This is a genomic window from Edaphosphingomonas laterariae, assembly GCF_900188165.1.
Taxonomy (GTDB): domain Bacteria; phylum Pseudomonadota; class Alphaproteobacteria; order Sphingomonadales; family Sphingomonadaceae; genus Sphingomonas_E; species Sphingomonas_E laterariae.
Genome location: NZ_FZOS01000006.1, coordinates 170,918 through 190,394, shown reverse-complemented (window position 1 = coordinate 190,394; position 19,477 = coordinate 170,918). Strand labels below are relative to the sequence as shown.

General features: G+C 67.6%; 14 protein-coding genes. 5 read left to right on the top strand and 9 right to left on the bottom strand.

Annotated features, from left to right (window positions below; genetic code table 11):
• Positions 1-252: 252 nt before the first annotated feature.
• Positions 253-516, bottom strand: coding sequence for a hypothetical protein (locus tag CHB74_RS08060; protein ID WP_089219104.1), 264 nt, complete (start codon positions 514-516; stop codon positions 253-255).
• Between the two features lie 162 nt (positions 517-678).
• Here CHB74_RS08060 and CHB74_RS08055 point away from each other — a divergent pair, with 162 nt between their 5' ends.
• The gene (locus CHB74_RS08055; RefSeq protein WP_089219103.1) at positions 679-1,323 is read left to right on the top strand and encodes a glutathione S-transferase family protein; all 645 of its coding nucleotides are present in this window, start codon (positions 679-681) and stop codon (positions 1,321-1,323) included.
• Positions 1,324-1,347: 24 nt separating this feature from the next.
• Here CHB74_RS08055 and nagE read toward each other — a convergent pair whose 3' ends face one another.
• The 4 genes from nagE to CHB74_RS08035 are packed head-to-tail and all read right to left on the bottom strand — an operon-like array spanning position 1,348 to position 10,506.
• Positions 1,348-3,063, bottom strand: coding sequence for an N-acetylglucosamine-specific PTS transporter subunit IIBC (nagE, locus tag CHB74_RS08050; RefSeq protein ID WP_089219129.1), 1,716 nt, complete (start codon positions 3,061-3,063; stop codon positions 1,348-1,350).
• On the bottom strand, positions 3,063-5,522 hold the full coding sequence (ptsP, locus tag CHB74_RS08045) for a phosphoenolpyruvate--protein phosphotransferase (protein ID WP_089219102.1): 2,460 nt from the start codon (positions 5,520-5,522) through the stop codon (positions 3,063-3,065). The genes nagE and ptsP overlap by 1 nt, the downstream gene beginning before the upstream one ends.
• On the bottom strand, positions 5,519-7,786 hold the full coding sequence (locus tag CHB74_RS08040; protein WP_245842731.1) for a family 20 glycosylhydrolase: 2,268 nt from the start codon (positions 7,784-7,786) through the stop codon (positions 5,519-5,521). The genes ptsP and CHB74_RS08040 overlap by 4 nt, the downstream gene beginning before the upstream one ends.
• Positions 7,787-7,842: 56 nt before the next feature.
• The gene (locus tag CHB74_RS08035) at positions 7,843-10,506 is read right to left on the bottom strand and encodes a TonB-dependent receptor (RefSeq protein ID WP_089219127.1); all 2,664 of its coding nucleotides are present in this window, start codon (positions 10,504-10,506) and stop codon (positions 7,843-7,845) included.
• Positions 10,507-10,720: 214 nt separating this feature from the next.
• On the opposite strand from CHB74_RS08035, the gene CHB74_RS08030 reads away from it, so the two are divergent.
• The 3 genes from CHB74_RS08030 to nagA are packed head-to-tail and all read left to right on the top strand — an operon-like array spanning position 10,721 to position 13,628.
• A complete protein-coding gene (locus CHB74_RS08030) occupies positions 10,721-11,461 on the top strand; it encodes a GntR family transcriptional regulator (protein ID WP_089219101.1) in 741 nt (246 codons plus the stop codon).
• Positions 11,458-12,489 carry an SIS domain-containing protein gene (locus CHB74_RS08025; protein ID WP_089219100.1) on the top strand — a complete coding sequence of 344 codons (1,032 nt, stop codon included), beginning with the start codon at positions 11,458-11,460 and terminating at the stop codon, positions 12,487-12,489. Before CHB74_RS08030 ends, CHB74_RS08025 begins: the two co-directional genes overlap by 4 nt.
• Positions 12,489-13,628 (top strand): N-acetylglucosamine-6-phosphate deacetylase, encoded by a 1,140-nt coding sequence (nagA, locus tag CHB74_RS08020; RefSeq protein ID WP_089219099.1) that lies wholly within the window; start codon positions 12,489-12,491, stop codon positions 13,626-13,628. The genes CHB74_RS08025 and nagA overlap by 1 nt, the downstream gene beginning before the upstream one ends.
• 21 nt (positions 13,629-13,649) lie before the next feature.
• On the opposite strand, the gene CHB74_RS08015 is transcribed toward nagA, so the two are convergent.
• From CHB74_RS08015 to CHB74_RS21590, 4 genes are all read right to left on the bottom strand, one after another.
• Complete coding sequence (locus CHB74_RS08015) at positions 13,650-14,291, bottom strand: protein-L-isoaspartate(D-aspartate) O-methyltransferase (RefSeq protein WP_179220764.1); 642 nt, start codon at positions 14,289-14,291, stop codon at positions 13,650-13,652.
• A 48-nt stretch (positions 14,292-14,339) separates the two neighbouring features.
• On the bottom strand, positions 14,340-16,475 hold the full coding sequence (locus tag CHB74_RS08010) for a PQQ-dependent dehydrogenase, methanol/ethanol family (protein ID WP_342746579.1): 2,136 nt from the start codon (positions 16,473-16,475) through the stop codon (positions 14,340-14,342).
• A gap of 98 nt (positions 16,476-16,573) precedes the next feature.
• Entirely contained in the window at positions 16,574-18,133 is a 1,560-nt protein-coding gene (locus tag CHB74_RS08005; protein WP_089219098.1) for a sensor histidine kinase, read from the bottom strand.
• 56 nt (positions 18,134-18,189) lie between these two features.
• Complete coding sequence (locus tag CHB74_RS21590; RefSeq protein WP_144033750.1) at positions 18,190-18,369, bottom strand: NepR family anti-sigma factor; 180 nt, start codon at positions 18,367-18,369, stop codon at positions 18,190-18,192.
• Positions 18,370-18,608: 239 nt separating this feature from the next.
• Between CHB74_RS21590 and CHB74_RS08000 the strand changes: the two genes are divergently transcribed.
• On the top strand, positions 18,609-19,403 hold the full coding sequence (locus CHB74_RS08000; protein ID WP_089219097.1) for a response regulator: 795 nt from the start codon (positions 18,609-18,611) through the stop codon (positions 19,401-19,403).
• Positions 19,404-19,477 lie beyond the last annotated feature (74 nt).

The window sequence follows — 19,477 nt, the reverse complement described above, 5'->3', positions numbered from 1 at the left end:
TTACGACAAGCTCGCCGCCAACTTCCTCGGCTTCGTCAAACTCGCCAGCATCATGCTCTGGATCAAATAATTAAATCGTCACTACAGCCTAGAGCCCGCGGGAGTGAACGCCGGCTACCGTGACAAAGCAATCATCCGGAAGCGCACGACCAGTGGCCGCTCCCCCGACAAAGCCGCCGTTCGGGGATCATCGAACGCGTCCCGAAATCTGACGGTCGTTCACCAGCGAAATTTGTCCACGCCATCTAGCGTTCAGGGCGCCGGCGTCTCGGTCAGTTCGACCACTTCGAACACATGGCTTTTCCAGCCGCGCTGCCGGGCGGCTTCGGCGGTGGCGGCCTTCTTCCCCGTCGCTTCGCGCAGCGATTTGGTGTGGCCCCAGAACACTTCGGTACGGCCATCGGCCAGCACCGCCACGATCCGCCAATAATGGGTGAAGGCGGTCGCCGTCGGCCCGATCGTCTTCACATAGCCGTCGGGCAGCGTGGCCGTAAGGTATCGCTTCTTCTTCGCCATGCCGACGGGCTCTAGCCCATTCGCAACCGACGCGCATGGGGCGCGGCATGCGAATTGCGCAGGCGGGCCAATTGTGCGCGTGCGCCATCGATTGGCGGCAGCCATTGGCGCCGTTGTGGACGCCATGGTAGCCGGCGGGGAAAGGTAGGAGAGGGGCCCCCGATGCTGACACTTTATGGCGCGCCGGGCGCCTGTTCGGTCATCCCGCACATCGCGCTCGAAGAAGCGGGGGCGGATTATGCCGTGCATTTCGTCGATTATGCCGGGGGCGAGACGCGCACGCCGGGCTTCCGCGCGCTCAGCCCGCTCGGCCGCGTGCCGATGCTGATGACGGAAGATGGGCCGCTGACCGAAAATCCCGCGATCCTCAGCTATATCGCGATGCGCTACCCAGCGGCCGGGCTTGCGCCGTTGGGCGATGCGCTGGCTTTCGCGCGGGTGCAGAGCTTCAACCTGTTCATCGCCAGCAACATCCACGTCGCCTTCCGCCAGATCGCCTTTCCCGACGGCTATGCCGATGGCGAGGCCGCCGCCGCCGCGCTCCGCGCCAAGGTGCCCGAACTGGCCGATCGCTATTTCGCGATCATCGAACGCGGCCTCGCCGACGGGCGGCCCTTCGTCCTTGGCGACAGCTACACGCTCTCCGACATCTATCTCTTCGCCTACGCCAATTATCTGCGCATGGGCGATCGCGGCGATCCCGCGTGCCTGCCCCTGATCATGGCGCACCGCGCCCGCGTGCGCGCCCGCCCGGCGGTCGATCGCGCGCTGGTTTCGGAGGGGCTGGCCGACGCCTGGGCGGACTAAGGTAGCTCGGGCGCCAGCTATCGGTCAGGCCGCCAGCGCCGCCAGCAATTGCGCTTCGCCACCCGGCGGGCAGAGCAGGTGGAGGCGGTTGCCCCCGACTGTCGCCACAGGGCGCCCGGTGGCGCGGGCCAGTGCGTCGAGGTCGATCGCGGCTGCGTCCTTCAGCGTCACGCGCACCCGGCCGGCGCGCAGTTCGGCGCCCTCGACATTGGCTGCCCCGCCGAGCAGCGGAAGCAGTTCCGCGCTAACGGAGGCGGTGGTGGAGGTCGTCGCCGTCGCCACGGCGGCTGCGCCCGGCATGGCCAGTTCCGCGCGGATTTCGCCCGCCACCTGATCGGCGATCGGCCCCAGCACCACTTGCAGGCCACCGCCGTCGAGCCGGAGCAGCCCGCGCGAGCCGAGGGCCTTCAGCGCGGCTTCGTCCACTCCGCCATGGTCGGCAAGCACCAGCCGCAGCCGGGTGGTGCAGGCATCGACCTTCTTCAGGTTCCCTGCCCCGCCAAGCGCGGCGACGAAGCCCTGCGCGCGGTTGCCCGCCAGCGCCGGGTTGGTCGTCACCTCATGGCCGACGAAATCGCGGCCCGGCGTCTTCAGGTCGAAACGGCGGATGCACCAGCTGAACGCGCCATAATAGATCGCGAAATAGGCGGCCCCCACCGGCAGCAGCAGCAGCGGCCGGGTGGCGAGCTTGTAGCTCAGCAGATAATCGAACAGCCCGGCCGAAAAACCGAAGCCCAGCCGCACGCCCAGCCAGTCCATCAGCGCCATGGCGATGCCGGTCAGCACCGCGTGGAGCGCGTAGAGCATCGGCGCGAGGAAGATGAAGGTGAATTCGATCGGCTCGGTCACGCCGGTCAGGAAGGAGGTGAGCGCAAGGCTGAGCAGCATGCCGCCCACCGCCTTGCGCCGTTCGGGCAGTGCCGCGCGATACATGGCGAGGCAGGCGGCGGGCAGGCCGAACATCATCACCGGGAAGAAGCCCGACATGAACGCCCCGGCCTGCGGATCGCCGGCGAAGAAGCGCTTGAGATCGCCCGTCGCGCCATGGAAATCGCCGAGGATGAACCAGGCGAGATTGTTAAGGATATGGTGCAGCCCGGTGATGATCAGCAGCCGGTTGAGCGCGCCATAAAGGAACAGGCCGATGCTGCTCGCGCCCACCACCCATTCGGACAGCCGGGCGATCCCGGTTTCGATCCACGGGAAGCCGAGCCCGAAGGCCAGCGCGCCGATCAGGCCGGCGCACCCGGCCGCGATCGGCACGAAGCGCCGGCCGCCGAAGAAGGCCAGATATTCCGGTAGCCGGATGTCGGAATAACGGTTGTAGAGCCAACCGGCGACAAGCCCCGAAAGGATGCCGGCGGGCACGCTGAGCTTGGCGAGCTCCTTCGCTTTCCACGCCGTCGCGGCCAGATCGCGCGCGGCCTGGTCGGCGAAGGCGGCGGTCGCTTCCGGCGGCACGACAAGCAGCGATTTCGCGCCCTCCACCGTGACGAGGAAGGCGACGACACCGGCCAGCCCCGCCGCGCCGTGATTTTCGCGCGCAAGGCCCACCGCCACGCCGGCGGCGAACAGCAGGCCGAGATTGGCGAAGATCGCATCGCCTGCCGCTGCCACGAAGGGCAGGCCAAGCAGATCGGGCTGGCCGAGGCGGAGCAGCAGCCCGGCCACCGGCAGCACCGCGATCGGCAGCATCAGCGCGCGGCCGAGCGGCTGGAAATAGTCCATGCGCAAACGCATCATGCGGCCTCCCGGATCGCCTGCGCGGCCAGCGCGCGCACCTCGGCAGCGGTGCCAAGGTCGAGCGCCTGTGCGGCCAGCGCGCGGCAATGATCGATGTCGAGCCGCCGGATTGCCGCCTTGAGCGCGGGGATCGCGGCGGGCGTGGCGGAAAGCTCGTCGAGGCCGAGACCGATCAGGATCGCGGCGGCCAGCGGTTCGCTCGCCATGCCGCCGCAACTGCCGATCCAGCGGCCATGGCGCCGCGCACCGGCGACAGCGGCGGCGATCAGCCGCAGCACGGCCGGGTGCAGGCCGTCGATCATCGCGGCGGTGGCGGCATTGCCGCGATCGGCCGCCAGCGCATATTGGGTAAGATCGTTGGTGCCGAGCGACAGGAAATCGGCTTGCGCCGCCAGCGTGTCGGCCAGCATCGCGGCGGCGGGGGTTTCGATCATCACGCCCAGCGGCGCGCGCTGCGCCCCGGTTTCAGCGACCGCCTCGTCATAGATGGTGCGCGCGCGGGCGAATTCGGCCGCGTCGACGATCATCGGCAGCATGATCCGGCACTGGCCGGCGGGCACGCCCTTCAGCATCGCGCGAAACTGCGTCTTCAGCAGCGCGGGCCGGGCCAGCGACAGCCGGATGCCGCGCGCGCCGAGCGCCGGATTCTCCTCTGCCGGCATCGGCAGATAGGGCACGGGCTTGTCGCCGCCGATGTCCAGCGTGCGCAGGATCAGCGGTCGCCCGTCGAGCCGGCGGGCGATATCGGCATAGACGGCGGCCTGTTCGTCCTCCGATGGCGGGTCGGCGCGATCGAGGAACAGGAATTCGGTGCGCAGCAGGCCGCAGCCTTCGGCGCCCGCCGCCACCGCGCGATCGGTTTCTTCAGGAATGGCGAGGTTGGCGAAGATTTCGACGCGGGTGCCATCGGCGGTGCGAGCATCGGTGCCGGCGGCGGCGATATGGGCGGCGTGCGCCGCGCGCGCCTGTTCCACCCGGGCGCGGGCCTGCGCCAGCGTCCCGGCGTCGGGATCGACGGCAAAGCGTGCGGCATCGGCATCGACGATCATCGTGCGGCCGGCGGCGATGGCCAGCACATCGGGCCCGGCAGCGACGATCATCGGCACGCCCGCCGATGCGGCGAGGATCGCGACATGCGATGTCGGCCCGCCGCGCGCGGTGACGATCGCGGCCAGCCGCGCGGGATCGAGCGAGAGGAATTGGGAGGGGAGAAGCTCGTCGGCGATCAGTACCGTGGCATCGGCCAGTTCGGGGGCGGCCGGTGCCGGCGCTCCGCTGATTGCGGCGATCACCTGCCGTTCGATATCCTTGAGGTCCGCGGCGCGTTCGATCAGCAATGCATCGCCGGTCGCCTCGATCGTGGCGATCTGGTCGCGCGTCGCAGCGCGCCAGGCGAAGCCGGCGCTCTTGCCCAGCGCGATCCGCGCCCGTGCGCCTGCGATCAGATCGGGGTCCTCGGTGATCGCCTGATGCGCCAGCGCGATTTCGGCGCCCTTGCCCGTTTCGGCTTCGGCGAGCTTCGCGCGCACTGCCGCCAGAGCCGTATCGAGCGCGGCCGCCTCCGCCATCACGCCGCCACCGGCCTCGGCCACCGCGAGATCGGCGATGACGAAGGGCATGGTGGTGCCGACGGCAAAGCCGGGCGCGGCGGTGGCAGCGCCGGTCGTCGTGGCGATGGCGGCGGGGGCGGGGGGCTCCCCGGCCTCGCCCATGCCGCTTTCGATCAGCGCGGCGACGGTGGTGACGGCGCCCCGCGCATCCTCGCCCCGCGCGGAGATCAGCAGCGTATCGCCGTGGCGTAAGCCCAGCCCCAGCATTGCCACGGTGCTGCGGGCATTGGCCGTCTTGTCGTGCGCGGCGAAGCGCACTTCGGCGGCAAAGGGCTTGAGCGTGGCGGCAATGCGTGCGGCCGGGCGGGCGTGGATGCCGTTGGCCAGCGGGATCACCACCTCGCACGACGCGCTGTCCTCGCTCACCGGCGCGGCGGCCGCGACGGGTGCCAGCGCCTGTATCTCGATCAGCGGATCGCCAATGCCGACCGCCTTGTCGCGTGCGAGGACGGACACCGCATAGCCGTCATTGGCGACGACGATCGGGGTGATCAGGCTCCTGGCCCGTTCGGCCACGCGATCGAGATCGAGGCTGATCAGCGGATCGCCGGCCTTCACCACCGCGCCATCGGCGACATGCGTGGTGAAGCCGTCACCGGCCAGCGCCACCGTTTCCAGCCCGATATGGATCAGCAACTCGGCGCCGTTGGCCAGCTTCAGCGTCACCGCGTGGCGGGTCGGCGCGATCATCAGCACCGTCGCGTCGCAGGGCGCGCGCAGCGTGCCGTCCACCGGGTCGATGGCGATGCCGTCGCCCATCATCCGTTCGGCGAACACCGGATCGGGCACGGCGTCGATCGCCATCGCCCAGCCGGCAAAGGGGGCGGACAGGCGCAGGCTTGTCATTTGCGCGTCTCAAGCTGGACGGCGCTGATCCCCCACATCGGGTCCGGCCCGTTCGCGGTGTAGGTGAAGCACAGATTGCGCGCGCCGGCCTGCGGGGCGATGGTCGCGCGCAGCGTGGTGACGGCCGCGTTGGCCGTGGCCGGCGCCAGCGGCAGCGTCGCGATCTTGGCGCCGTCGCAGCCGTCGATCCGCACTTCCACTTCGCCTTCGGCCGTGGCCGGCGGGCGGAAGCGGATCTTCTCGATCTCCTTGCCGATCTGGAAGTTGAACGGGATCTGGCCGACGGTGATCGCGATCGCGGTCACCCCGTCCATCGGCGCGGCTTCATATTGCCAGCACGGGTTCATGATGTCGGTCAGGAATTTGGCGCGCGGGCCGGCGGCGGGGGCGTCATCCTCCAGCCGCAGCACCAGTTCGCTGGTGCAGGTCTTGAGCTGGGTATCGTCGCGCCGGCGCACGCTGGCTTCGTCGAAGCTTTCGTCGAGCATGCCGGGCAGCACGCGGGCACCGTCCACCGCGATCGCGCGCAGGCGCGAAGGCAGATGGAGGTCGATCGGCGCGGTATAGCGCGGCGATGTCGCGGTCGGCATCCGCCCGTCGACGGTGTAGCGGATATCGCTCCCCGCCTGATTGGCGAGGGTGACCGTGATGCGGTTCCGCGCGGCATCGAACTTCGCATCGGCCATCGGCACGAAGGCCGATGTCGCGGCGTTCAGCCCCAGTGGCTGCAGCCGTTCGAGCTGCGGCGCCAGCCGGGCAACGAAGCCCCGATAGTCATGCCCATCGCGCGCGGACCAGCCCAGCTCGGCCACGGCGGAGGCGCGGGGGAACAGCATCCACTGCGTGCGCTTTTCGGTGCGGACATGTTCGGTCCACAAATTGGCCTGCACGCCCAATATGTGCCGCTGCTCGTCGGCGCTCAACGATGTCGGGGCGGGGTCGAACGCATAGACGTCGGCCAGCGTGATCGGCACGCCGCGCCCCGGCGGCTCGTTTGCCGCCACGCTTTGCCGATGATCGAGATAGAGCGTCGGCGCGGGCGACAACACGGTATCGTGCCCGGCCTTGGCGGCGGCGATGGCCCCGTCGATGCCGCGCCACGACATCACCGTCGCATTGGGCGCCAGCCCGCCTTCCAATATCTCATCCCAGCCGATCAGCCGCCGGCCATGCTTGCTCAGGAACAGCTCGATCCGGTGGATGAACCAGCTTTGCAGCGCCTTTTCGTCGGTCACGCCCAGCGCGCGCATTTTCGCCTGGATGGCGGGGCTGGCCTGCCACTGGTCCTTCACCGCCTCGTCGCCGCCGATATGGATATAGGCCGACGGGAACAGCGCCATGGTTTCGGTCAGCACGTCTTCCAGAAAGCCGAAGGTGCTGTCGTCGATATTGTAGAGCCAGGGGAAGACGCCCCAGTCGCTCTCGACGCCGGGGTCGAGCGGCGGGCCGACGCCCAGTTCGGGATAAGCGCGGATCGGCGCCACGGCGTGGCCCGGCATCTCGATCTCGGGCACGATGGTGATCGCGCGCGCGGCGGCATAGGCCACGATCTCGCGCACCTCGTCCTGCGTGTAGAAGCCGCCGGTGCGCGGCAATGCGGGCGCGCCGGGGGCGGAGGCGGGGATACGCCAGCCGCTGGTTTCGGTCAGCCGGGGATATTTCTTGATTTCGAGCCGCCAGCCCTGATCGTCGACAAGGTGCCAGTGCAGCGTGTTGAGCTTGTGCGCGGCCATCCAGTCGATCAGCTGCTTCACGAAGGCCGGCGACTGGAAATGGCGCGCGCTGTCCAGCATCAGCCCGCGCCAGGCGAAGCGCGGCGCATCGTCGATCCGCGTCGCCGGAATCGGTTCGCCGCTGCTGGCGAGCTGCCAAAGGGTGATGGCGCCATAGAGCAGGCCGGCATCGTCGCTGGCGACGATCGTGGCGCCGGCGGACGTCACGTCGAGCCGGTAGGATTCTTTCTTCAGGCCGGCCGTGCGGACGAACCGGATCGCGCCTTTGGCATCGCCAATGGCGGGGCGGATGTCGCGGCTCGCGGCCAGCAGGTCGCCCAGCCGTTCGGCGGCGTTGCGCGCGCCGGCGTCACCGGCGGGAACCCGGATCGCGGTTGTGCCGTCGATCCGCAGGCTGCCCGTTCCGGGCGTGATCGTCTTGGGCAAGGGGAGCAGCGGCAGCTGCGTCGCGGCGAAGGCGGGCGCCGCAGCGCCGGCCAGCAGCCATCCTGCGATAAGGATGCCGGGGAACGATGGTCTGGTGAGAGGCAAGATCGGTCCCCGGCAAGGTGTTGGGCCGGGCTGTTATACCCGGCCCGAGGGGCAGGTCAGTATGTGAAACGGGCGCCGAAATAGAACTGGCGGCCGTTGTCGAAGATCGACCGGAAACGATCCGGCGTGCCGGAATATTGGCGGATCTTCTCGTTGGTCAGGTTCACCGCGTCGAAGGTCAGCGCGACATTCTCGAACACGTTCACGCTCACCGAGGCATCGAGCGATTCGAGCGCGGCCTGGTTCAGCGGCGCCGCACGGTCGATGTTGATGAAGAACTTCGAACGATAGGTGTAGGACAGGCGGGCGCTGACGAGATCATTCTCATAATAGCCCGTCAGGTTGGCCGTGTGCTTGCTGTTGCCCGGGATCGGATCGCCATTGTTCGCCTTGGCATCCGAATAGGTGTAGTTCGCGATCACGCCGAAACCGTTCCAGATCGGGCGCGAAACCTGCAGCTCGAAGCCCTGGTTGCGGCCGCCCGGGCCGTTGGACGGCCGGTTGATCTGATAGGCGCAGTTGAACAGATTGGGGTTGCTGCCCCCGGCCGCGACGCAGCCCGCCGGTTCGGTGCCCGGCACGAACACGCCCGGCAGGATTTCGGTCGTCGTCGTGTTGACGATGTAGGACTGGATGTCCTTGTAGAACAGCGCCGCCGCGACGATCGTCTCGCTATCGGGATACCATTCGACCGAAAGGTCGTACTGGTTGGCGCGATAGGGCTTCAGGTTCGGATCGCCGCCGCTGCCGGTGAGCAGCGTGCCGTTGAGGTCGACACCCGGCGAAAGCGAGGAGAAGTCCGGCCGCGTGATCGTCCGGCCGGCGCCGAAGCGCACGACCACCTTGTCGGTCACGTCCACCGCCAGGTTCGCGCTCGGCAGGATGTCCGTGTAGGACCGCTTGACCGAGATCGGCGTATAGCCGCCGAACGGGCTCTGGAACTCGGGCGTCGGCCCGCCGATGACATTGCCTTCGGACTTCTGGTCGGTGGTGACGACGCGGACGCCGAAATTACCGCGCCAGCCTTCGCCGCCAACCTTGGCCATGGCATAGCCGCCATAGGCCTTTTCGTTGATCGAATAGACGTTGCCCGGAACGACGAACTGTTCGGTGATCGCCGCCGCCTGCGCGCCGTAGATGTCACGCAGCTTCGAACGGCTGACCGTCCAGTAATCGGTCAGCGTGCCCGGCAGGGCGAAATTGTCCATGAAATCGCCCGGCGTGGTGCCGCCCGACCAGAAATCGGCCGCGGTGCAGGGCGCGCCGCCGCAGACGAGGCCCGGCGTCAGCACGCCGCCATTGGTCGCCAGCCGGTTCGCCGCGCGGTCATGGTCGGTATATTTGAAGCCGATCTTGATCGCCTTCACCGGGCCCATGTCCAGCTCGCGCTCGACGTCGAAATAAGCGTATTTCTCTTCGTCGTCGTTGGTGACGCTCTGGATGCGGGCGAAATCGATCAGCATGTCGGCCGGCGAAGTCGCATCCGGCGTGATGAAGCTGACCTGCGGCACCTTGCCGCTGATGTCATAGCTGAACGCGCCCGGCGCCGCCGTTTCGAAGAAGTTTTCGTTGCTGGTATCGCCGTCGGCCTTGGTCCAGCCCGCCTTGAAGTGGATGTTCCACAGGTCGGCCGGCTGATAGGTCAGGTCGAAATCGATCGAGCGCGTCTTGGTGACGGCCTTGCGGTCGATCGCGTCGAACACGACGCCACGGCCGGTCGTGCCGCCATTGGGCGACGAGATCGTGCCGCCGGTGACCAGACCGTCCTTGACGACGGCGTTGGTGATCGTGCCGCCGCCGGCCAGCGCCTGTTCGCCCCAGGCGATATAGTTCTGGTTGTAATTGTCGGCGTTGAACCGCGTGTAGAGGCCGGTCACGTTGATTTCGATATCGTCCGACGGGCGGAACTGCAGGCCGATATTGCCGCCGTAACGCTCGCGTTCCTGCGTGAACAGCGCCGAACCGATCAGCGTCGGCACCGCGGCGATCTGGCCGCCGCCGATGTCGAAGTCGCGATAGCCGAACACTTCGATGCCGTCGCGGCGCATCCGCCGCTTCTGATAGACGCCGCCGATCAGCACGCCGAACGTGTCGCTGTCATTCTTCCAGCTGACGAGGCCGGAAATCTGCGGGTCGAGCTTGTCGGACAGGTCCGAATAGACGCCCTGCACCGAAGCGGAGACGGTGAACGGTTCCATGTCCAGCGGGTTGCGCGTGTGGACGTTGATGGTGCCGCCGACGCCGCCTTCTTCCACATCGGCCTGCGGTGTCTTGTAGACTTCGAGCTGGCCGACGATTTCCGACGGCAGCTGGAGATAGTTGAAGCTGCGGGTCGACGCGACCTGATCGAGCACGAACCAGTCGGCCGTGGCGACCGAGTGGCCATTGAGCAGCGTCTTGGTCAGGTTCGGCGATGTGCCGCGCAGCGACACGCGCTCGCCTTCGCCGAACTCGCGGTTGACGACGATGCCGGGGATGCGCTGCAGCGCCTCGGCGACGTTCTTGTCCGGAAACTTGCCGATATCTTCGGCCGAAAGCACGTCGGCGATCACATCGCCTTCACGCTTGGCCTCGATCGACGCGATCTGCGATCCGCGAATCCCGGTGACGACGATTTCGTCGGCGGGGGCTGCGGCGCTGTCCTGCGCGTAAGCGGCCTGCGAGCATACGAGCAGCGCGAGCGCGCTGGCCGATGACGCGAAAATACGGTGGGCTGTCATGACGGTCTTCCCCTTCCCCAGCATCTCGCCCTTGCGATGATGCCAATTTGCTACCAATGACGTACCAATAACAGGACCATCTTCCAGACCAATCGGCTGGTCAAGGGGCAATCTTTCAATTTTCTTACATTGTCGGCGATTTTGTGCTGGCAAGTGGTATTTGATTGGTCCTATATCTCGACCAAGAACGAAAGAGCGGGGGGTAATCATCGCGATGAACCTGGCGGAGCAGATCGGCGCTCTCGATGCGCAGGGCCGCGCGCCGCTTTACCAGCGGTTGCAGGACGCGTTGCGCGGGGCGATCGATTCGCAATTGCTCAAGCCGCAGCAGGCGCTGCCGCCGGAGCGCGACCTCGCCGCCGATTTTCAGGTGTCGCGGATCACCGTGCGCAAGGCGCTCGACGGGCTGGTTGCCGAAGGGCTGCTGACCCGCCGGCAGGGCGCGGGCACCTTCGTCGCCGGGCGCGTCGAAAAGCAGTTCGCCAAGCTCACCTCTTTTTCGGAAGACATGGCCGCGCGCGGCCGCACGTCGCACAGCAAGTGGATCGCCCGGTCCGAAGGTTCGGTGACGCCGGATGAGGCGCTGACCCTGGGGCTGAGCCCCGGCACCCGCGTCTATCGCTTCGCGCGCATCCGCTATGCCGATGATTTCGCCATGGCGCTCGAATATTCGACGATCGCGGGCTACGGCCTGCCGTCGCTCGATGCGGTCGATGTGTCGCTCTACGCCGCGCTCGATGCCGCCGGAAACCGGCCGGTGCGCGCGCTCCAGCGGTTGCGCGCGGTGCTGTTCAACAAGGATCAGGCGGCGCTTCTGGGCGTTGAAGTGGGTGCGCCGGGCCTGTTCATCGAACGCCGCGGCTTCCTGGAAGATGGCCGCGCGATCGAGATGACGCACAGTTGGTATCGCGGCGATGCCTATGATTTCGTCGCAGAACTTAACGCATTGGCATGATGAACCCTGAATCCACCCTGATGTTCGCGGAAGCCGCCGAGGCAGCGTCCGTCGTGACCCGCCAGCGCGCGGCCAACGCCGCCCGGCTGGCCGAGCTGGTCGAAACGCTGCGCGCCCGGCCGCCCCGCGCGGTCATCACCTGCGCGCGCGGCAGTTCCGACCATGCGGCCACCTTCGCCAAATATCTGATCGAGACGCGGCTGGGGCTGCTCGTCTCCTCGGCGGCACCGTCGGTGGCGTCGGTCTATGGCGCGGAACAGCGGCTTGCCGACGTGCTGGCCATCGCCATCTCGCAATCGGGCAAGAGCCCCGATCTGCTCGCCACGGTCGATGCCGCGCAGAAGGCCGGCGCGCAGACGCTGGCGCTAGTCAACGTCGCCGATTCGCCGCTGGCGGGGATGGTCGATCATACACTGCCGCTTCATGCCGGCCCGGAACGCAGCGTCGCGGCGACGAAATCCTATATCGCCACGCTCGCCGGTCTGGTCGATCTCGTCCAGGCGCTCGCCGGCGATGACGAACTGGGCCGCGCGCTGGATGCGGCACCCACCTTGCTGCGGCAGGCCTGGGATGCGGACTGGTCGCCGCTCGTCGACACGCTGGCCGATGCGCGCGGACTGTTCGTGGTGGGGCGCGGCCTCGGCCTCGGCGTCGCGCAGGAAGCGGCGCTCAAGTTCAAGGAAACCTGCGGCCTGCACGCGGAAGCGTTCAGCGCGGCGGAAGTGAAGCATGGGCCGATGGCGCTGGTCGGCCCCGGCTTTCCGCTGCTCATCCTCCGCCAGTCGGACGAAACCGGCGAAGGCGTGGATGATCTTGCCGCCGAAATGGCGGCGCGCGGTGGCCCGGTGCTGATCGCGGGCGGGGAGGCGAAGGGCGCCATCCGCCTGCCCACGGTTGCGGGCCACCCGGTGATCGAACCGATGCTCCAGATCCAGTCCTTCTACCGGGCGGTGAACGCGCTTTCGGTGCGGCGCGGCTTCAACCCCGATCAGCCGCCCCATCTCGCCAAGGTCACGGAAACGCTCTGATGGCCGTGGCACTCACCAACGGCCCCATTCTTCTGGACGGCGGCTTTGTCGACGGCCGCGCCGTCATTGTCGAGGACGGGCGGATTTCCGCGATCCTGCCGGCGGCCGACGTGCCGGCGGCGATGCCGCGCCACGATCTCGATGGCGGCCGGCTGGTGCCGGGCTTCATCGACGCGCAGGTCAATGGCGGCGGCGGCGTGCTGTTCAACGATGCGCCGACGGTGGAAACGATCGCCGCGATCGGGGCTGCGCATCGCCGCTTCGGCACGACGGGCTTCCTGCCGACGCTGATCAGCGACGATCTTCAGGTCGTCCGCGCCGGCGTGGCGGCAGTCGACGCCGCGATCGCCGCCGGCGTGCCCGGCGTGCTCGGCATCCATATCGAAGGGCCGTTCCTCAACGTCGCGCGCAAGGGCATCCACGATCCGGCGAAGATCCGTGCGCTCGATGAAGAGGGGTTCGCTGCCGTTACCGGGTTGGCCCGGGGCCACACGCTCATCACCCTCGCACCCGAACGCACCACGCCGGTGATGATCCGGCGGCTGGCCGATGCCGGGCTGGTCGTCGCCGCCGGCCATACCAATGGCAGCTACCGCGCGATCCGCGACGCGCTCGATCACGGCCTTGCCGGCTTCACCCATCTGTTCAACGCCATGTCCCCGCTCGGCTCGCGTGAGCCCGGCGCGGTCGGGGCGGCGCTGGAGGATCGGGCGGCGTGGTGCGGGCTCATCGTCGATGGCCGCCATGTCGATCCGGTGACGATGCGGCTCGCGCTTCGCTGCAAGCCGGCGGATCGTTTCATGCTGGTGACGGATGCGATGCCCAGCGTCGGGCTGGAGGACAAGGCCTTCACCCTGCAGGGCCACCGCATCACCGTGGTCGATGGCGTGTGCGTCAACGAAGATGGCACGCTGGCCGGGTCCGATCTCGATATGGCGCGCGCGGTGCGCAACAGCGTGGCGATGCTCGGCGTCGATCTGGCGACCGCTGTCGGCATGGCCTCGCATTCGCCGGCCTGCTTCCTCGGCATCGACCATCAACGCGGGCGGATCGCCCCCGGGCTGGCCGCCGATCTCGTCATCCTCGACGATCGCGGCGAAGTCACCGGAAGCTGGATCGGCGGCCAGTTCGCGGCCTGATCGGGCTGCTTCGCGCTTGCTCTAGGCGCCCTCGGCGCCGATCAAAGGCACGAACATCACACCGCCATGATGCTCCTCGGTCAACGTGCCGTCGGCGCTGCGGGTGAAGCGGGTTAGCTGCTGCTGGAATCGGCCGCCGATCGGCATCACCAGGCGCCCGCCCGGTGCCAGCTGATCGGGCAGCGCAGGCGGCAGCCGGGCGGCCCCGGCGGGAACGAGGATCGCGTCATACGGTGCATCCGATGGCCAGCCCGCCATCCCGTCGGCCGCAATGATGTCGATATTGTCATAGCCGAGGGCGCGGATCGTGGCGCGCGCGCGGTCGGCGAGTTCCGGCAGCCTTTCGAGCGCGGTGACATGCGCCGCGATCTCGCCCATTACCGCCGCCGCATAGCCCGATCCGGCCCCGATTTCGAGTATGCGGGCGCCCGGCGCGACATCGGCCAGCTCGATCATCAGCGCCACGATATAGGGTTGGGAGATCGTCTGGCCCGCCCCGATCGCCCAGGGCCCATCCGCATAAGCGGCGGCGATCGGGGCTTCGGGCACGAAGCGGTGCCGCGGCACCCGCAACATCGCGGCGATCACGCGCGGATTGCTGATCCCGCGCGCGATGATCTGTTCGTCCACCATGGCCCGGCGAAGGCTGGCTGCATCCTGCATCGGCGCCTCTTTCGCCCCCGTGCAGGATGCGGCAACGCCGCCGCCGCTTCAAGGCGCGGCGGGCGCCTTCTCCTCGGCGGCAAGCGTGCGCGCCTGATGCCCGACATAAGCGCGGATCGCCTCCATCTCGGCCGGTTTCAGCCACTGGCTGAACCGTATCATGCCGCGATCCTCCAGCACGCCGTCGACCAGCACGGCATGCCACGTCGCCTTGTCGGCCAACGCGGGCGATCGGCGTAGATCGGGCAGCACCCCGTTCGAGAAAGTGGACGGGCCGTGGCAGAAGCCGCAATTGGCGGCATAGAGGATTTCGCCCTGCGCCACCGTCGCCGCCGGCCATTGTTCGGCGGGCGGTCGGGCCGGGATCGGCGTCCGGTCGTCGGCCGGCAGCCTGGCCTTGCCGCCCAGCTTGAACGCCAGCACCCGGCCGTTGGGGCGCTTATAGGCGACGGGCGAAAAGGGGGAACTGATGCCATAGGCGCCACCCAGCCCCGCCATCACCGCGATATATTGCTCGCCGGCGATCTCGAACGAAACGGCGCCGGCGATGATCCCGTTCTGCGCGTCGAAGCTCCACAACCGCCCGCCGTCGTCCGCGCGATAGGCGACGAAGCGTCCGTCCGGGGTGCCCTGGAAGATCAGATTGCCCGCCGTCGCCAGCAGGCCACCATAGCCAGGGCCGTCATGTTCGATGGTGAAGCGGGCGCGCCGCGCCTTCGGATCCCAGGCGATCACCCGGCCTTTGGATGCTGCCTTGAGCGCCTTCATCCCGGCCTTGTCGCGCGGGCCGAAATTGCGCGTCGATGCGCTGCCCAGATTCCAGCGGCCCGGCACGAAGCGGAAATTCTTCTCGTCGGCATAGCCAAAGGGCATCAGCTGGGCGGGAATATAGACCAGGCCGGTCTTGGGGCTGTAGGCCATGGGGTGCCAGTTGTGCGCGCCGAAGGCGCTCGGCATCGCTTCCCAGTCGCCACCATTCAGCTCATAGCGCGCCTCGGGCCGTTCGATCGGGCGCCAGGTCTTGGGATCATAGCCGTCGGCCCAGTTCACCGGCACGAAATTGTCGATCGAAACCGGCACGCCGGTCTTGCGGTCGATGACGTAGAAATAGCCGTTCTTGGGCGCGTGCAGCAGCACCTTGCGCGGCTGCCCGTCAATGTCGAGATCGGCGAGGATGATCGGCTGGGTCGCGGTGAAATCCCAGCTTTCGCCCGGCGTTTCCTGATAATGCCAGCGATAGGCGCCGGTTTCGGGATCGAGTGCCACGATCGACGACAGGAACAGATTATCGCCCGTGTCGCCCGAACGAATCCGGCGGTTCCATGGCGATCCGTTGCCGGTGCCGATCAACACCTGATCGAGATCCTGATCGTAAACGATCGCATCCCACACCGTGCCGCCGCCGCCGGTCTGCTTCCAGGCGCCATCGCGGCCCCAGGTCGCCGCCGCGCGGGTCTTGAAGATCGCGTCGGACGCCGCGCCATCGGGCTCGCCCTTCGGGTTGGGCGCGGTGTAGAAACGCCAGGCCAGCTTGCCGGTGTCGGCGTCATAAGCCGATACATAGCCGCGTACGCCCAGTTCGGCGCCGCCATTGCCGATCAGCACCTTGCCCTTCACGACGCGCGGTGCGCCGGTGATCGTATAGGGTTGCTTCGTATCGACGGTCATCACCGACCAGACGGGCTTGCCGGTCGCGGCGTCGAGCGCGATCAGGCGGCCGTCGAACGCGCCGAGATAGACCTTGCCCTTCCACACCGCGACGCCGCGATTCACCACGTCGCAGCAGCCGTCATAGGCTTTCCGGCCGGGCACTTCGGGGTCGTAGGACCAGATCAGCCTGCCGGTCGCGGCATCGAGCGCGACGACCTTGGACCAGGCGGTGGAGGTATAGAGCACCCCGTCGACGATGATCGGCGTCGCTTCCTGCCCGCGATCGGTGTCGAGATCGTAGGACCAGGCGAGGCCGAGCTGGCCGACCGTATCGGCGTTGATCGCGGCGAGCGGGCTGAACCGTTCCTCGGCATAGGTGCCGCCATGGGTTAGCCAGTTTTGGGGTTCGGCATCGGCATTGGCGAGCCGCTTCGCATCCACGGCCGCCGGCCGCGACCGGCTGCCAGCGTCGCCATCCGTACCCGACTGGCACCCGGCGAGCACGCCTGCCGCCACCAGAAGCGCAAACGCCATCAAGCGCATGAACATCCCCTCCGCCGCGATTGTGGATTATTTCGGTCGCGATCGGTGGAGCTGTATCATCAACGCGGTAGTTAGTTACACCCCTTAACTTACGCTTTCGGCTCGCCCTGTCCGACAATGGGGATTTCGATCGCCAGCCGGCCGTCGACGCTGCGGTCGAGGGGCGCGCGAAGCTGGCGGGCGAGCCCTTCGGCGACGCGCTCGAAGCGGCCGAAGGATGGGTGATGATGGCAGGCCTGGGTCTTGAGGCCGTCGGCGACCAGTTCGAGCAAGGCGCGCTCGGGATCGCGGGTCGGCAGCAGACGGATGGTCAGCCCGCCGGCGGGATCGCAGTTCATCACCATTTCGGCCACTTCGGTGACGAGGAAGGCGACGGGCACCGCCACGTCCTGCGAGGCGGAAGAGGGCGTGATTTCCAGCCGGACGGGCATGCCGGCGGCGTCGCCGCTGGCGGTGCCGCGCAGGTTGGACGCGATCTCGCCAATCAGGGCGCGCGGATCGACGCCGCGATTTTCCTCCAGTTCGGCATAATGGTTGCGATGGACGACGGCGAGTGCGTCGACCCGGCGCTGAATGGCGGCATAGGCGTCGCTGGCCTCGGCGCCACGGGCGCCGCGCGCATGGAGGTTGATCAGGCTGGAAACGACCTGAAGGTTGTTCTTGACGCGATGATGCACCTCGCGGGTCAGCCGGATCTGCCGGGCCAGCCCTTCGGCCAGTTCCGCCTCGTGCGTCACCTGGCGGGCGGTCGCGTCGGCGAACGCTTCGGCAAGGTCGCGGATTTCGTGCGACGGGGTTTTCATCGCCGGGGTCTTGAGCGGGCCGTCGCTGATCGAATAGCTGCTGACCGCATGTTGCAGCCGGGCCAGGGGGCGCAGCACCAGCCGGTCCATCACCAGCCAGCCGATCAGGCCGGCCGCCGCCCACATCAGGATCGGCAGCGCGATCATCAGCAGTTCGATCGCGCGCATCGGCGCGGCATTGGCGATCAGTTCCAGCGCAAGCTGGCCGCCCGCCACCGGCGATGCCACCTTGATCGTCTTCGCCAGCGGGCCGATGTCGCCGCTGCCGGTCAGCTGGACGCTGGCATCGCCCTGCCAAAGCTGCAGCATCGTCGCGCCTTCGTCCACCGTGGGGGCGGTGATCTGGGCCAGCGTGTTGCGCGGCAGTTCGCCCGTCACCAGCAGGTTGTTCTGTGCGATGGTGATGCGCAGCGCCCTGGCGTCGGGCACCAGCTTGGCCTCCGCGCCGATGCCGGGGGCGGGGGGAATGATCGCATCGCTGGAAAAGCCCGTCGTCGTGCAGATCAGCTTGCCGTCGATCGTCGAAAGCGCGAGGCGGACGCCGCTCGGCTGGGTCGCGGCCAGCGTATCGAGCGATCGGCGGCAGGCGCCGGCCGGCGGCGGCGCATCGCCCATCTGCACCGCCATGGCAGACATGTCGCGGGCGATGGCGGTGGTGGCGGCATCCAGCCTGCGGGTGCTGTCGGCGGCCATCATCCGCACGGCGGCTTCGCGGGCATAACGGTTGCTGTTGGCGGATTCGCGGGAAGCGAGCAGGGCGATCAGGCCGAGCGGCAGCAGCGCCAACGACAGGATCAGCAACATCTTGATCCCGGTCGACAACCGCGCCAGACGGTCGCCGATCACGGCGTCATGTCTCTCGGATCAGTCCGAAAAGTCACCATCGTCTGAACGATATCCGATCAATCGAGCTTGCCGAGAAGATCGAGCATGTCGGCGGGAACATCTTCGCGCAAGGCTTCATCCCAGGCGGAGCGCAGGGCCTGCCCAAGATGGGTATCGTTGCCACGACGGGATTTTGTCGGCGGGCGGCGGTCGCGGTCGTTGTTGACCACCTTCCCCTTTGTCTCTTTTGCGCCCAACCTATTTTATCCCCGATACCTTCCGCCAAAGCGGCCACGCGCGGCCACATGTCATAGGCTGCCGACTGCGCTGCCGTCCCCGCAGGGCCGTCGGGCGCTGCCGAAATAAATTGCCGACTTGGCGATTGAAACAAAAAACTCTCATGTTGGTTCCGGCATTGGGTGGCGCATCGACAGAATCCACCGAACGTCGCAAAGCGGTACACTCGTTGCCGCAGTTATTAAGGAGCAAGGGGCACATGTCACTCGGCCAGGAACTCGCACCGCACCTACCATTCCTGCGCCGCTATGCGCGGGCTTTGACCGGCAGCCAGCAGCATGGGGATGCCTATGTGCGCGCCGCGCTGGAGGCGATCGTCGCCGCGCCGCAGGATTTTCCGCGCGATGTCGATGCCCGGCTCGGGCTCTATCGCGTGTTCGAGCGGATCTGGGCGTCGACCAACGACAATGATGAGCGGGCCGACATGCCCGAAGGCGATCGCGAAGGCATCGCCCGCGCACGGCTTGCGCGGATCACGCCGATGTCGCGCCAGGCGCTGCTGCTGACTGCGATGGAAGGCTTCACCACCGAAGACACGGCCTATCTGATCGATACCACGCCGGAGGAAGTGGGCACGCTCGTCGCCGACGCGCTGGCTGAAATCGAACGGCAGACCCACGCCGATGTGCTGATCATCGAGGATGAGCCGATCATCGCGATGGACCTCGAAACGATCGTCCGCGATCTCGGCCACGATGTCACCGGCGTCGCCGTCACCCGGGACGAGGCCGTGGCGCAGGCCAGGGCGCAGCGCCCGGGGCTGGTGCTTGCCGATATCCAGCTTGCCGACGACAGCTCGGGTATCGACGCGGTGAAGGACATTCTCGCCGAATTTTCGGTGCCGGTGATCTTCATCACCGCCTTCCCGGAACGCCTGCTGACCGGCGAGCGGCCGGAGCCGACCTTCCTGATCACCAAGCCGTTCCAGCGCGCGACGGTGAAGGCGGCGATCGCGCAAGCCCTGTTCTTCGACAGCGCGACCGTGCCCGCTTGAAGATCGTTTCGTTATCGAATCATATGGAACTCGATTCTTGCGGCCGGCGTTCCCCCCGGGTGTTGACCAGCCCA